The sequence below is a fragment of the Shinella sp. GW821-FHT11G07 genome, from assembly GCF_058808115.1.
In genome coordinates this window covers 367843-383334 of the sequence record NZ_JBXARJ010000001.1, presented here as the reverse complement: position 1 = coordinate 383334, position 15492 = coordinate 367843, and the positions used below count along the sequence as shown (strand labels likewise).

The window sequence follows — 15492 nt, the reverse complement described above, 5'->3', positions numbered from 1 at the left end:
ATTCCGATAAGGCTAACTCTTCCTGCTACCGACGCCTGAAGCGTGCACCACCTCCGCCATGAAAGCCCCCCATCCGATGGCCACTGAATTCATGGGCCCGGAAGCTGCTTCCCCCGCCGCGGAACTGCCGTTCGCTGATGCCGCCACCGCGGAACTGTCCGATGTCCTGCCGTCCGAAGTCGTGGCGAAGTTCCCGCTGGTTGCCGACCTGACGCCCCGCCCTGTCGATGGCAAGATGCTCGGGCGCCCTTTCGCGAACCTTGCCTGTGTGACGGACGGGCTTTTCGGTGCGGATCCGCTCTGCCGCATCAGGATGTTTTGCCTGGAAGTTCTGGGCGTGGTTTTTCAGGTTTTCGGTGTTCGGACGATTGACGTCCTGCCAGCCATCCGACGTGTGCTTCTGCCAGCCCCCGTCGTCCTTGCGGTAGACATCGCCGTTGCGGCCCGCATAGACATCGGTGCCCTTGCCGCCGGCGACGAAGCCATGGTTGCCACCAGACGTTCGCCAATGCATGCCCGCCGCATTGTCTGTCGCGCCGCCTGATATGCGGGCGAAATCGGAGCCGTGTTTCACGCCTGCCGTGCCCCAGGCTCCGTAGACATTGTGGCCGCCGCGGGCGAAGGCGGCATTGCCCGTGCGGGGATTGTAGGCCGACACGAAACCGCGCGCACCGTTTGGTCCCGCAATCGCGCCACCGCGGACATAGGTCCCGGTGCGAGGATTATAGGCCGCACCCCCGGCTATGCCGCGATAGGGTCCGTAGGCATAGCCATAACGGCCGAACGTCCCATAGGCCGGATTGTAGAAGGCGCCAACGCCGTAGGTCAGCGGTCGCGGATAATAGGGCCAGTAGCCGCCGCCAGCCCAGCCGAAGTCCCAATAGGCCGGATACGCCCAGCCCGTTCCGTAGACGAAGGTGTCCCATGCCAGATAGGCGCCGAGATAGCCCATCGTGTAGCCGAACCAGACCGCATCCGGCTCCGTGTTGTAGACGCGCACATAGGTGACATTGTAGATCGGCGACGATGGTGGGATCTTGTAGATCTCATCCGGCACGGCCGTGGCGACCTTCCACGGACCGGTCGGCGCGGGTCCGGTGAACCAGACGCCATCCTTCAGGACGAAATAGGCATCGCCGACCTTGATCACCTGCTCGTTGGAATTCACCGCATAGGCAAGGCTCGTGCCGTCGATCGGTTCGAATTTCGGATCGCCGCTATAGGACACCTCGACATTGACCGAGCCATCCGTGGCGACGCGGGCCATCTGCGGGATGCTGGCTTTCAGGCGGGCTTCAGCGCTTTCCGATGTGCCGGGCACGGATGCGCGCACCTGATAATAGGCAGAGTCGTCCGGAATGTTCTGGAAGTCGGCGGGGAGATTCGGCGTTGCGAACGTCCACGGACCATCAAGGCTCGCCGCGGAGAACCAGCGCCCCGACACAAGCACGTACCAGGTCTTCTGGCCCTTGTGGAAGAAGACGTCGCTTGTGGTGTTTGACGCCCATTCCAGTCCGGTTCCGGGGACGGCTTCAAGCGTTGGCTGGCCGTCGAACAGAAGCATTTCGGCCGGCACATCCGAATAGAACACCTTCGGCACCTTGCCATCCTCGAAAGCTGCGGCCGGTACGGCTGTCTTCGTGTCCTTCCAGTTGTCGTCCGCGGGCAGCTTCGTCAGGATATCCGGAAGCTGTGTAACCGCGGTCCACGCGCCGTCGAGGGTCTTCGATGTCAGCCAGCTCTTCTCGTCGCGCAGGAAATAGGCGCCGCCGGGATCGGCCGTCTTGAAGAGATCCCAGTTCGTATTGACGACGAACTGAAGGCCCTCGACGCCCTTTACCGGCGAGAGCACTTCCTTGCCGTCCGTCTGCACGAGGATGGCGGGTTCGGTGCTGACGACGATCTTCGGCGGGTCGGACTTGATGCCATTCACGTCTTCAAGACGCTTGTAGTCCGCAAGGCTTGCTGTCAGCCGTTCCTGCGACACGGTGATGGAGCCGGTCGGCATGATCTTTCCGACCTCGATTGCCAGATCGGTGAGTTCCTTGCGATCAAGCGTCGAGAAATCCACCTGCGTGGCGGTAACGTCGGTGATCACCACCTCATCGGTCGTGTCGTCTGCGACGGTCTTGCCGCTGATGCCGATGACGCCGTAGATGGGCTTGGCATCGGCCGTCGCCTTGAATTCGGTGGCGACCAGCGCGTCGAGCTGCGTGAACCCCGGCCAATCGGTGATCTGCGGCTGGAAGAGCGTGAGTGTCGCGCCTTTGTCGGTGGTGAAGCTGCGCGGCCAGTTGGGTTTATGCGGATCGGCCTGCTCGATATATTTGCCGTTGATGAAGCCTTCGCGGCCATCCAGTTTTACGGCGCACCACGCACCGCTCGCGTCGCACTCGCTGACATCGACCGTCACACCTTCGCCGACGGTGCCGGCAGTGGGATAGCCGGTGCCCGGTCCGGTGCGCAGGTTGACCTTGGTGGTCGTGATCGCAGGCGCAGCCGAGGCCGCCGTCGCCACGAGGGATACCGTTATCAGAAGTGCTGCGAGCCGTCTCATCGCGGCCTCCTTCCACGTGTCGTTTGCATCAGGCACGAGAGTGGCAGAGACAGGCCTTGCAACAAGTACGTTACGGTAAATGTCGCGTTTTACATGCGTGCACTACACTCAGAACGCCCGCGCGGAGCGCCGCGTCTCCATGTTCGCCCCTGCCTTCATCAGGCCTGCCTTGATGGATGTCGCCAAGGCCGGCACGAAGCGCCGGGCGGACATCAGCTCGGAATAGGTCTGCTCGAAATCAGGATCATGGATCCGGACATCGGCCAGTCGCTGTGTCGCCTGCTCGGAGCCGATTTCGCCCAGCGCAGCCGCCCGCAGCAGCCGCACGACGGCATCGCTGCCGTTGAGTTGTTCGGACAGCAGCGACGCAGACGACCAGTCGGCCCGGCGATAGGCATCGAGGGCGAGAATCATGATTGCGTCACGTGGGACGACATCGACGGACCGGCTTGCATCCTCGGCGAGCGACACGCCCGCATCCCAGTATCCGGACGAAAACAGTACCATGCCAAGCTTGGCGGCGACGTCGGGATTGTTGGGGTTGAGGGCCATCGCCTTCTTGCCCGTCTCGATCGCCGACGGCGTGCGGCCGCTGTAGAACTGCGCCATCATCTGCGCGATCTGTGCTCGGTCGGAAAGTGGTGCCAGGGAGACCGCCAGGTTGGCAAGATCGAGAGACCGTTCCATCGCCTCTTTGGCAGGATGTCCTCCGGCCCGCGCGATGATCACGCGCGACAAAGCTGCCGCCGCGTCGCTGTCCCATGTGTGTTTCGCCACGGTACGTTCGAGGCAGTCGGCCGCTTCGGTGAGGTCGCTGGCACCGCCGTCATCAAGATCATATTCGGCACGCAGGACACAGGCGTTTCCAACAACGCTTTCCGCAGCATCATGCCGCTCGATGTTGTTGATGACACCGCGCGTGTGCGCGAAGCGCCTTGAGAGCACGCTCACCAGCTCGTCCCGCACCGCGAATGCAGCCTTGCCGTCGGTGTTGACGCGCTCGAGACCGGATTTCAGCAGGTCGCCCGTCCGCGCGTCGACGATCTGCCACCATACGCTGCGGTCGTCGTCATCTCCGTAGTATTTGAGGTCGATGGTATAGGCGTTCGAGCGGCGCGGACGCAGTGAGGTGGAGAACGATCCGGTCGCACGCCCGACGCTCGCGACCGTCAAGGTGCTGAACTGTGTGAGCGCTGCCAGCAGCATGTCGCGCGTGAGGCTGGCCTCTCCCGAAAGGGCCTCATCGGCTGCCGTCATCGTCACGGCCACTATCGGCTTTTCCGTGATGTCGGGCTGCATGCCGTACCATGTTCCCGCAGCGATCATGACGGAAACGGCCAATGCAAGACAGGCTGCCGGCCGCCAGTGTCTTCTGATGTTTCGAGATTGTGCCTCTGCCGGGGCAGGGGACGGGCGTGCGTCGATGGCTGCGTGCGCTGTCGGTCGCGCATCCGTTGCCTCATCGTCAGCAGCTAATGCCCGTGCGGCGTTCGCGTAGGTGAAGTCGGCGACGTAGTGACCTTTGGGGAGTGTGATGACGACAGCGCTCTCAGAACCGAACGCTTCATAGTATTGCGACAGAGCCGAGCGTAGCCTGCTCATCTCGATGCGCACGATGGGGTCGGTCGTTGGATCGAAGTCGCACCTGCGGCCGAGGACATCGAGCGCGATCGAGTAAGCCTTGACGCTGTCGGCCTGCCCCTCGAAACGCCGTTCCGCCAGATATTTCAAGATACTGCGCGTGCGATCGGTGCCGTGGAACCTGCTATCGTCGAGAAGCCTGCAGAGTTCGGCACGTGCGTGGACGTCGGAAACGGCGACGACCACGCCAAGGCTGTGTTCAGTGTTCATCGTCGCTCCCCCGCTACGCTTTACCTGAAACTAAACCAGGGGTTTTATCGCGCAGGTGATGATGAGTTGCAACCGAAGTTGTGCCATGAAGCGCGACAAAACTAAGCGAGCGTAAAGCCCCCGCGGGGCAAGTGGCCTATTCCGGCACGGTTGGGCGGTGCTTCAGACAGTATTCGATGACCTCGGTCTCGATTTCGGAACAGATGGTTTCGTACTCAAGCGCGAGCAAGTGGTCTTGTTCTCCCGGCGCTATCCTCAGGCGCTGAAGGGTCACGCTTGCGTCTTCGTACGCCTCGAAGAGATTGATGATGGAATCGCGCCTGGCGGCAAGGATCTGAAGACGCCCGCGCAGCGCGGGCAGCTTCAGCATGAGCCTCCAAAGGCCACGCTCAGCGGAACCGTGCGGTAGTCCTTCGCTTGTGTTTCCCTTGCCCATCAGCCCGTCTAGCCTCGGTCGAGTCCGACCGGCGCATACTATCCACGCCATGGAAGCGGATAAGTACGTTACGGTAAAAGCGGCCGGATTTACGAGGCGTTGATGTGTTTGTCGGGACGTCGTCAGCCGACCGAGAACACTGATACAGAATTCAGGGACTAGAATTGCCAAACGACGGTCGCGCACAGGCTATTGTCCTTGTCGCCCGCGACTGGAGCTGCCTCTCGAAAGCGTGTGCGTGCTATGAAGACGGCGGGTTCAGATGCTGAAGCGCTGTCCCTCCTGAACAAGTGCGATGTCGTCGAAATGCTGCTTCAGCGGCAGGAAGTCTTCGGAGGCAGAGCTTTGATAGCCCATGCGCCCGACACCCTTCCACACCTGAAAGGCTGCCGACCAGACACCGAGGAGGAAACCGGAGGTGTCGCGCAATTCGATGCGGTGCCCGAGAAGATCATGGAGGTCCAGGCGACGGTCGGTAACGCTCAAGCCCATTGAAACCGTCACAAATCCCGCGCGATAGAAACGCCAGCTCACATAGTGCCAGGTGCAGCTCTCGTGATGGTGCTCGTCGGGCCAATTGAACTGGATCCAGCTATTCTTTTTTTCGTCGCGGGCCGGCTTGCTCCTCTGATCCTCCCTCGACGCCCCAGGGAAAAGATATCTTTGGTGCAGCGTCTGCTGCTCTCGCCCCGCAGTCAGCCGGGTGCTCCCCGAACCGGCTGAAAGAACTGTATCCAGGACCTTATTGCGGTCGTCGCGTTCTTCCTGCGAACGGCTCTTGAGCGAATTCTTCAAAAGGGAGGCTATTGCCGAAATCATGCCAGAACGCTCCTGTTTGGTCAGCTCACTGCGCCTAGCGGTCAAGCGCGAACTGGAAGTTGATTCCCGCGAAGATCTGCCATTTCGGGCCGCCCGTGCCCCTGCTGAAAACTGTGTATTGCGGTTCGATGAAGGCGTTGAGTGTCAGCTTGTCGTTGACCTGGATGACCTTACCGATGCCGAAACCGACAGGGATGGTGTATTCACCGGTCTCAAGGTCGAAATCCAGGATCGCCGTCGAACGCAGGTAGAAGCCATCACTAAGGTTGATATTGACGATCGGCTGCACCGTCGCAAGTGAAACGTCGTCGCGATCATCATCGCCCGCAAACGACGCCTGGTAAGTCACGAGACCGGCAAGAAGGCCCCATTTCTGCGGCGCTACCACCATGCCGACAGCGCCGGCTTGCCATTTATCTGCGCCGAGTGCATTGTCGGTTGCCGTCGGCAGAACGACGAGTGGACCGACGCCGAGCGAGACCTCCTTGCCGGGAAAAACGAAGATGTCCATCAGTGTCAGATCGCCGAGCCCGGTCACGTAGTCGCGCGGGAATTCCGGGGCCGTTGCGATCGGCAAGGTAAAGCGAAATAGCTGCGGCACGCCAAACAAATCGGAAGGAACAAGCCCTCGCAGAGGAACTGGTTGGCATGCCGGTCATCGATGCCTTTCAGTTCGGGGGTGTAGCAGTTTTGAAAATTGAAAGTGATCTTCGGCGTCAGCGGATTGTTGGCCGCGTTGAGGTCGTCATGCTCCTGCGCCCAGGACGGGCTGACTAGAGTGATGGTGATGAATGAAAGCAGAAAGGCAGAAAGTCGCTTCGACATCTGATTTCTCCTCTAGCTTGACTTTCCTGTCTGTTATGCCGGATGGTACGTCCGTACGCCAATCCCCTGCCGTTCCGAACGCTTTCGTAGCAGATGGGTTGCACGCGGGCGTGGTTTCGCATCATAGTGGCGCGCGCTGATCCGGGGATTTCCACCAGACGTCGAATATCTCCATGATACGCAGCATGATAGACGTTGCCATGACGAAAGCCGAGAAGCTTTGCTAGGCGCATGATCGGTAGTTTGAGTTCCCTACTGATCATTTTTTCCGCCCAGCAAGCCGGCCTTACCCAGGCACCGGACAAAAAAGTTCCCCAGTGTCAACTCACCGATCTAGGCTTGTAACGTCTTGACATCGATTGTGGGCCTGCTGGTTTTGCCTTGACGTCATCAAAAAAACGACCGCCGCCCCACAGAGAGCCGGTCTTTCTGCTGCTTGCAGGTCGAATTGCTATGACCGTTCCACCAGCCTTTGCTCGCCCCAAGTCGTGGTAAGCGCTACCTTTGCCTTGAATGCAGAGATGAAGTCTGGTGCTCACTGTGCTATCTCCTGCTTCCGGCGTCGAAGTCAAAGGCAGGCAGAAACTCGACATATCCCCACTGTGCAAATCTCCCGAGCCACCTCTATGCCGAGGATTTTTGCTGCTTGGGTGGCGGCAATGCAATGCCACGATTAGGGGGCGATATGTTCAGAGATCTAACACCAACCACGATCGCCAACGGTGATCGTGGTTGGTGTTACTTGGACGAGAGCGTCATCCGCCATGGCGCTCAGATGACAAAAAAGTCCGCAGCGGTCAGTGCAAGCCCTGGCGCCAGCGACGCGAACTTCACGGCCGCAGTGCCGCCCAATCCGTCCGCGTCATAGAACATCGAGCCGGTGTCTGAATTATAAATGATTTTGTCGTTTGCATCCTGTGGAGACAGGGCGTTGTCCTTGAATAAGGATGCCGAGAGCACGCCGGTGGAGGTCAGGCCTGTAAAGATTGCGTTCTCCAGCCTGATCGTGTCATCGGTGACGTTGAAGTCGGTGATCTTGTCGACATTCGTTGCGCCGAGCGCGGTGGAAAACACAAAGCTGTCCTTGCCGCCGAGCCCTGTCAACGTGTCGTTGCCACCCTGGCCATTTAGAATATTGTTGCCGGCATTTCCGGTGATCGACTGAGTGAATTCGTTTCCGCTAAGGTCGACCCCGGATGTTCCCGTCGAACCATTGGTGGTCATAAGTTCCACATGGACTCCGGCGCCGAGCTGATAGTCGACCGCAGCCATGATTCGGTCTGCGGTGCCGCCGGATGATGCCTCGACGATTGTCGTTGTTTTACTATAGATTTGATAAATATCGTTGCCGCTAAGTCCTTTCAAAGTATCGCCGAGTCCTCCGCCGTCCTTAAGCGTGTTTTTTCCGGCATTGCCGACGATAAATTGATGAAGTGCATTGCCTGTCAGGTTGATCGCCGTGGTGGCGGTGGCCGAAGTCGTTGACATCAATTCGATATCGTCATCCGCCGCCAATGTGTAGCTCACCCGAGCAGAGACCCGGTCGGCGGTTCCTTCGCCGGCAACCTCGATAATCACATCGCCGATCTGGTCAACGAAGTAGTGATCGTCACCGGTTCGGCCGCGTAAGGTGTCTGCGCCGATGCCGCCATCCAGCCGGTCATTACCCGCTCCGCCATCAAGGTTGTTTTTGCCTTGATTGCCGACCAGATAGTCGTTCCCCGATCCGCCCGTCGCGTTCTCGATGAGCGAACGCAGGTCGCCGTTGTAGAGGAACGCGTTGTAGACGTTACCCCGGGCATAACCATTGTTGGGGCCGCCGCCAAGATAGGCGACCTGGTCCGGAGACAGAGTGGAGGAGTATCCGGGCCTGAGGTCGATTTTGACATCATTGCTATAGTTGGACGCATCATAGGTGTCGTTCGTGCCGCCATTATCCCAGATTGTCAGGAAGATGCGGTTGTAGATCCCGCCTGCTCCGTTGTTGGGTGCGCCCTGGCCGACGCCGTTGACGAACATTTCACCCGTCGTCGGTGACCATGAATACGTAGAATTGCTGCCGCCGAAATTGGCGCCATACATGTATTGCAAGGCTGCAATATCGACCATCATGAAGCTCTGCGGAAAGCCGCCGGCTTCATTCGTATAACTAGTCGGCCCACCCTGGTAACTGATATACGGCATGACGGTATATTCATGATGATTATACTCCACCGGCACGGAAATGTTGGCAGGACCACCGGCTTCATGGCCGTGCTTCAGGCCGAGTGCATGCCCCAGTTCATGCAGCGTCGAGCGATAGCCGGACGATCCGAGCGTCGCCGTGGCATAATTGTATCCGCTGAAGGTGCCGAACCACATATCGCCGCCGTAATAGCTGCTCGATGGGTAATAGGCATATGCCGACCCGCCGGGATCCGAAGAATAGGCGGCTCGCAATGTGGAATCCGCGCTGTTGCCGTTGTCTATTGTATCGAGGGCGGTAAATCCGTCGATCGAACGCCAGGTATTACCATCCAGCGCTGCGCGCAGAATTGCTTGCTGGCTCGATGAAATTTGTCCGAAATTCTCCAAAGGCGCGCCGTCTTCATACCCTGCCTCATAATCGGTTGATTCATCTGGAAAACTAAAGGTGATCGACGTCAGGTTCCATCGTACCCCGGAGAGAAGGCCGTCGACATAATTGATGCCCGACGCAGCAACCGATGTGGTCGCGCCGTCGAACTGCTGCAACGCCGTGGCGGGCTCCTGGCGTACATCGCTTTCAAACGGCAGGAGCGGATTCAAGTCGCCATCCGCGACGGCTTCATAAGCCTTTTGATCAAGTCCGTCATAGAGCGCGCGAGTCTTCAACAATGTGGTCATAAGATCCCCCGGAGGTTGCCATTCATTCGGAATTCATCGGAGAGGAGCCGCCATCCTGCGTATCCCCAGCGTTAATTCTTAAAATGAGCGAGATTGTAATATTAATCAACGGTTAAAATCTCTGAAGAGCTGATTTGTATTGCTTGAAGTCGAGCTTTCATGAAGAAATATCCGAAATATGGCTACTGTAGTTATGTATATCTTTGGGATGAAGATATGATGGTGTTGGCTGTCTCAAGTTTAGGTCCATCGCTCAGTCTTTGAGTCTGCCGAACATGGAGGCTTTGTGGTGCTTCAGTAGAGTGCCGGGTCATGCGGGATCGGTACCTTGCGGTTTGCCACCGAAGGATGCAGGCGAGAATCCGATCATCAACCGGTCTGGCCGACCATGGGCAGTTTGTCGAAAATCCGAATATCTACTCCAGCGAACGAAGCGGTTATAAATCGATCGTGTTCTAAATTTTCTCGGAAGCGGCTTGGGGAGGGTCGCTGGCAGCCGGCAAGCGCACGTCAACGTAACATTCCGTCGGCGACATCTCTGCCGGGCAGACAATGGCTGTCTTTCGGCTCGCGAAGGTGCGACCGCCGGAGCACCGAACGTTTTAACGGCGACGCCCGCTATGACGGCCTATCGCCGTTGAAGCGGGCGAGGCGGTTGTCAGCACATCCGTTTGCCCGCGGCGGATTTTCCAAGCAGTGCGGCGCGCTCACCGGTTTTGTTGGAGTATCGTCTCGGCGGCGATGTAACCCCAGGTCATGTTCGGGCCGAGCGTCGTGCCGGCACCGATGGCGCGTGTGCCGAACGGGTTGGCCATTGCGAGGCCCGCGGCATAGAGGCCGGCGATGATCGAGCCGTCCTCCCGGAGCACCTGGCCCCGCTCGTTGGTCATCGCGCCGCCTTTGGTACCAAGGATTGAGCGGTTGAGGGTCATGCCGACATAGGGCGGCTTGTCGATCGGCTTGAGGCGGCTTGTCTCGCCGTGCGCCTTGTACGCTTCCCAACTGTTTTCGCCACGCTGGAAATCCGTATCGCGGCCCGTCTTGCAATGGGCATTCCAGCGCGCGATCGTTTGCTCAAGGGCTTCCGCCGGCAGTCCCAGTTTCTGTGCGAGTTCCGGCACCGTTTCCGCCTTTTTGACCCAGCCCGGGTCGTACGAGGCGTACCAGCGAAAGGGGAGGGCAGCGCCCAGAAAGCGGTGATCGCCGATGAGGAAACACGGCAGGTTGAGAGGGGTTCCGTTCTCGTCCCTCGCGTCAAGCGCCTCGCCGATGTTGAAGTCGCTTTCGCTGACGAAGCGCTCGCCGTGACGGTTCACCACAATGGAATGCGGCTCGGCCTGGAATGTCATTGGAAGGCCACTGGGGCGTCGTTCGTAGCGCGTGGGGAGGCAGGGATAGATGTTCGCCTGGTCCATGCACGACAACGCGGCCCCGGCGAGCGCGGCCAACAGCTGCCCATCCCCCGCGTTGCTGCTCGGGCTGCCGATGCGATCGATCGGGCCTGGAAAATGGCGCGCGACCATCTCCGGGTTCCACTCGAATCCGCCGCTGGCTATGACGACGCCGCGTGCGGCTTCGATGTGCTGCTTCTGGCCGGCTTGTTCGACGTCCACACCATTGATTCGGCCGTCTGCATCGCGGATAAGGTCAACCGCCCGCGCCTCCAGGCGAAACTCGACACGCGCATCCAGGCAGCCCTTAATGAGTCCGACCATCAGTGCGGTTCCCTGCCCGCCCGAATTGGTCAGCCACCTGCGGAGGAGTTTATACCAGACCTTGAAGCCCGCCTTTATCGGATGATGATAGATGTCGAGGTCGACGGCCTCCTTGTAGGTGAAGCTGTGGGGAAGCGTTGAGCGGCGGAGCCGATTGGCAAAACGGCCGAGAATACGGCGGCTCAATTCCCGAGGCGTGACCATTCGGCCAAAGACCTTGCCACCTGGCGCTTCCGTGAAGGGATCCGGCTCGGCGACAAGCTGGAACTCCAGGGGCGTGTTCTCCGCGAGAAATTGGAGCATGTCGGGAGCCGATTCCACGAAGGCGGTCCACCGTTTGCTATCGTGCTGCTTGAGCTCGGGCGGCTGCACGGCATGGATATAGGCGAGCGCGTCCTGCCGGCTGTCTGCAACACCCGCTGCCGCTGCCACATGGTTCGCCGGAATCCAGATGCCCGCGCCGGACATGGCGGACGTCCCGCCGAGCCGATCCGATTTTTCGAGGACGAGGACTTTCAGCCCGCCCTTCGCACACCGCAAGGCTGCGGCGCACGCGGCCGAGCCCGATCCAATCACCACCACGTCGAACTCGTTCATTGCCTTCTCCGATGCCGAAACCGCACTATAAGAAGAATAATCTTTATCTGTCTACTATTGTGTCGACACTTTTTGCGCGCTAGTCTGACCTGCAATCAGGTGGGGGGATTCTTCCAAAGCACGGCAGGTCAAGCCGCATCGCCATAACCGGTTCACCGACCGGCAATGCTGTGGCGTGGCCGGCCCCCATCTGCGCATCAAACATCTTTCTCGAATGTCGGGCTGCCTATGACAAGAGATGACATATCCGGTCTTCATGATCCGCGCCTCACGGCGGGCGCCGACCTGCTCAGCCAAGGGCGGTCGATGGCTCAGGACTGGCGGCTTGGGACAAGCCGCTTCATGCGTGAGACGGGCGTGGCGTCCGAGGCGGAATGGAAGCGGCAGGCCGCCGCCAACAAACGCATCATGCAGCATGCCCATATCGGCTTTCGCGATGTCCACCGCACGATCGAGGGCATCCGCGCGGTCCATGGCGCATGCGCGGATGCGGGCATCACGGTCGATCGTTTCGGCATAACGCTCGATTGGTCGATGGGCTATCCCGAGGCGTGGCGTGCCCAGGCATCCCGCGGAACCGGCATTGTCCTGTCGGGTCCAGAGGATTTTGCGCGGATCATCGAGGCGGCCCCCGCAGCCGCGCACTTTGGCGATTTCATGCTGGGGCTTCCCGGTGCGCTCGAAAACACCAGAGCCGCGATCGTGGCCGGCGCCACGGCCATCGGCAATCTGGGGCAATATTTCACCTTCCGGCTGCCCTATTGGGACGATGACGTGGCGACCACGGAAGCGACCGTCACCGCGCTTGGCCTTATCGCAGCGCAGGATGCGGAAATCCTGGTTCATTCCAATCTAGACGATGGCTTCGCCGGCCTGTTCGTGGACATGGCCTGTGCGCTCGGCATGGTGATCATTGAAAAACACGTCGTCGAGGGGTTGATCGGCGCGCGGCTCGCCCATTGTTACGGACACCACTTCAGCGATCCGCTGTCGCGCACCGCTTTTCATGCCGCGCTGGTGCGGGTCAACGATACGCCCGGCACGATGATCTTCGGCAATACAGTCGCTTACCAGTCAACGCCAGCTGGCAATTATGCCAGTCTCGCAAGCTATCTTCTTGCCGATATTCTGGCGCTTGGACGTTGGCCGGCGGGCCACGCGATCAATCCGGTTCCGGTGACGGAGAACCAGCGCATCCCCGACATCGACGAGATAATCGATGCGCAGACCTTTGCCCATCGTCTCACGTTGCAGGCACCATTCTACGATCCGGTTTTCGACTGGGTGCAGGTGGAGGCCATGGCCGACGTCCTGGTTGAGGGCGGGGGACGCTTCGCTACCGCGGTCCTGGACGGTCTGGCGGAGCGCGGTGTGGCCGTGAACGACCCCGCTGCGCTGCTGCTGGCAATCCGCCGCATGGGACCGAAACGCATGGAGGCACTGTTTGGCCCAGGCGCGCTGGCGGGACGGGGACGAACGCCGTTGATCCATGCGGAATGGGCACGCGAACTCAATCACAAGGCAGAAGACTGGGTTGCGTCGCACCGTTCGTTTGCTCCGTCAAAGCCGCTTTCCGTCTGTATCGGCACGACCGACGTGCACGAACACGGCAAATATCTTGTGGAGAAGGCCTTCGAAGGGTTGGGCATCGAAACCATCGATGCCGGCGTCGCCGTAGACCCGGAAACGCTCGTTGCAAAAGCGGCGGAAACCGGTGCGGATGTAATCGCCGTCAGCACCTACAACGGCGTCGCACTTTCCTATTCGCGCGCGGTGAAGGCTGCCATGCGGCAGCGCGGCCTCGACCTTCCGGTTCTGATCGGTGGGAGGCTGAACGAGGTGCCGAAAGAATCCAACTCCGGCCTTCCTGTCGATGTTTCGAAGGACATCGCAGAGATCGGCTGCATCCCCTGCACGGATCTGGATGGGATGCTGGTCGCGCTCAAAGCCCATTCGCCTGAAAACTAGACAGGAAGTGTCGGTGGCGGTTGGGTCACTAAATAAAGTGTCGACAGGAATGTATTGGATTATTGTTCGGCGAGGCGGTACCGCGGCTCGCGCTTCGAAAATGAAGGATTAGGGATGCAACTTGTTTTCACTGCCGAAGGCCGTAGCTGGCCAATCCGCCTCACCGGCGATGCCCTGCGCACACGCAGTGCGTTGCTGGCCAGCTTGCCTTTGCGTCTCCAGCTGCATACGCCAAAGATTGCCGGGAGCCATATCTATTGGCACGCGCCCTTCGTCGAAGACGTTGAAGGGGCAACCCATGTTCTCGACGCGCAAGCGGGCGCCTTCATCTACTGGCCGGTTCGCCAGTTCCTCGAGATTACCTTTGCGCCGTTGCAGGCAGAGAACGCCCAGATCACCGTCCTTGGCCATCTGGACGCCGCGGTGGAAGGCATTGCCGAGCTGGCCGCAACTCTCAAGCGCGAGCAGGGTCATCGTGTTATCGAGGGAACTCTAGCGCTCGTAGAGGGTACGGAACTGGCAGCGGCTTGCGACACGGCGCCTGTCCTGCCCACGAATTTGATCTCGCGCCGGAAGGTGCTTTGGCAGGAGATGCCTGCAGACATTGCCCGTCTGACAGCCTCGCGTGCGATCATGCATCCGGCCGGTCCGATTTTCGCGGCCGAGGCGGAGGCGCGCGTGCTGCATGAGTTGCTCTGGTGGATCCGCGCCGGCCAAGGCCAGTATGACGAGGCTGTCCTGCGGCAGACCATGGCCATTGCGCTTGATAAAACGGCGACACGGCTGCGAGATTTCTGTCACATGGACGAAACGCCGGCGCTCCTTTTCAGCCTGCGTGACGCGGCTGAAGGAGCCGTGCCCGTCGCAGCGCTTGTTGACGAGGCCATTCTTGTCGCGGGTCGCATCGGCGCGTGGCTGGACCTTCTCATTCCGTGGAATGACCTCAACGAGGCATTTCGGGCCGCGCTGGACTGAGCCCGGTTCGCTCGCGTCCTAAGTGGAGGCTTGCTCCGATAGCCTATGAAGAACGGCGTCGCAGGCGGCTTGCCATGCTTGCGGCTGCCTCTTCCTGGCCAGAACATCGAGGCCAAGTTCGGTGATGCCGCCTGGCGTCACCAGTTCCCCGATCAGCGCATCCATCGGCCGATCGGTTTCCGCGATCAAGCGTCCTGCGGCGACAAAGGTCAGGGCCGCGAGCCGGCGCATGGTGTCGGCATCGCCGCCTTGGCGCGTCGCCCATCCGGCCGCTTGCCGGATCAGATCCTGTGCCCAGCCATAGATTGCCGCATTCACGGATGCCACTTCGAACTCGCGTTCGTCACGAAGCGTAATGATCGGCCCGAGTTTCTCAAGAACACCGAAGGCCGCAATACTGGCGGGAAAGCAGGCCGTCGGGCTGGCATTGATCGCCGCCGCAGTCAGCGGCATCGCGCGCACGGCTTGGGCAAGGCCGACATTGAGGCTGGAAAGCGGTACGCCGGCGCAGAATGAAAGCATTGTCTGGCCCGCACGCCACGGCAAACCGGCAACGGCATCGGGCGCATCGACAGGGCGCACGGAAAGCAGCACAATGTCCGCGCGTGTAACGAGATCCTCGTTGTCACGCGCAAGGGGAATGTTCCAGCGCTGCGCCAGCTGCCGGGCTTGACCGCGGGGAGACAACAGTATGGATGCCGGATCAACGCCCGCGCGCAGGAGGCCGGACAGGACTGCGGCTGCAAGGTGGCCCACGCCGATAATGCCGACAATCATCATTCGCCTCCAAATTAATGACGGCGGCTTGCCATCGACGCAAAATTAGGAACAAGATATTGCACAAAACTGTAGACACTTTGGTTCGATGCAGCAAGACGCCGGAG

11 protein-coding genes are annotated in these 15492 nt (G+C 60.0%); 2 read left to right on the top strand and 9 right to left on the bottom strand.

What is annotated here, in order from left to right:
* Nucleotides 1–25: 25 nt before the first annotated feature.
* The 8 genes from AC1RT2_RS01710 to AC1RT2_RS01675 form a co-directional block, all read right to left on the bottom strand.
* Nucleotides 26–2557 carry an SH3 domain-containing protein gene (locus AC1RT2_RS01710; RefSeq protein WP_493098884.1) on the bottom strand — a complete coding sequence of 844 codons (2532 nt, stop codon included), beginning with the start codon at nt 2555–2557 and terminating at the stop codon, nt 26–28.
* Nucleotides 2558–2665: 108 nt separating this feature from the next.
* Nucleotides 2666–4384: a tetratricopeptide repeat protein gene (locus tag AC1RT2_RS01705; RefSeq protein WP_493098882.1), complete on the bottom strand. Its 1719-nt coding sequence runs from the start codon at nt 4382–4384 to the stop codon at nt 2666–2668.
* A gap of 160 nt (nt 4385–4544) precedes the next feature.
* Complete coding sequence (locus AC1RT2_RS01700) at nt 4545–4778, bottom strand: hypothetical protein (RefSeq protein WP_353652382.1); 234 nt, start codon at nt 4776–4778, stop codon at nt 4545–4547.
* Nucleotides 4779–5102: 324 nt separating this feature from the next.
* A complete protein-coding gene (locus tag AC1RT2_RS01695) occupies nt 5103–5663 on the bottom strand; it encodes a hypothetical protein (protein WP_493098880.1) in 561 nt (186 codons plus the stop codon).
* A gap of 34 nt (nt 5664–5697) precedes the next feature.
* Complete coding sequence (locus tag AC1RT2_RS01690) at nt 5698–6240, bottom strand: hypothetical protein (protein WP_493098878.1); 543 nt, start codon at nt 6238–6240, stop codon at nt 5698–5700.
* On the bottom strand, nt 6198–6488 hold the full coding sequence (locus tag AC1RT2_RS01685; protein ID WP_493098876.1) for a hypothetical protein: 291 nt from the start codon (nt 6486–6488) through the stop codon (nt 6198–6200). The genes AC1RT2_RS01690 and AC1RT2_RS01685 overlap by 43 nt, the downstream gene beginning before the upstream one ends.
* 771 nt (nt 6489–7259) lie before the next feature.
* Nucleotides 7260–9353 (bottom strand): M10 family metallopeptidase, encoded by a 2094-nt coding sequence (locus tag AC1RT2_RS01680; RefSeq protein WP_493098874.1) that lies wholly within the window; start codon nt 9351–9353, stop codon nt 7260–7262.
* A gap of 707 nt (nt 9354–10060) precedes the next feature.
* Entirely contained in the window at nt 10061–11665 is a 1605-nt protein-coding gene (locus AC1RT2_RS01675) for an FAD-dependent oxidoreductase (protein WP_493098872.1), read from the bottom strand.
* Nucleotides 11666–12007: 342 nt separating this feature from the next.
* On the opposite strand from AC1RT2_RS01675, the gene AC1RT2_RS01670 reads away from it, so the two are divergent.
* Nucleotides 12008–13633: a cobalamin-dependent protein gene (locus AC1RT2_RS01670; RefSeq protein ID WP_493098870.1), complete on the top strand. Its 1626-nt coding sequence runs from the start codon at nt 12008–12010 to the stop codon at nt 13631–13633.
* Between the two features lie 114 nt (nt 13634–13747).
* The gene (locus AC1RT2_RS01665) at nt 13748–14608 is read left to right on the top strand and encodes a hypothetical protein (RefSeq protein ID WP_493098868.1); all 861 of its coding nucleotides are present in this window, start codon (nt 13748–13750) and stop codon (nt 14606–14608) included.
* Between the two features lie 18 nt (nt 14609–14626).
* On the opposite strand, the gene AC1RT2_RS01660 is transcribed toward AC1RT2_RS01665, so the two are convergent.
* Nucleotides 14627–15385, bottom strand: coding sequence for an NAD(P)-binding domain-containing protein (locus AC1RT2_RS01660; protein WP_493098866.1), 759 nt, complete (start codon nt 15383–15385; stop codon nt 14627–14629).
* Nucleotides 15386–15492 lie beyond the last annotated feature (107 nt).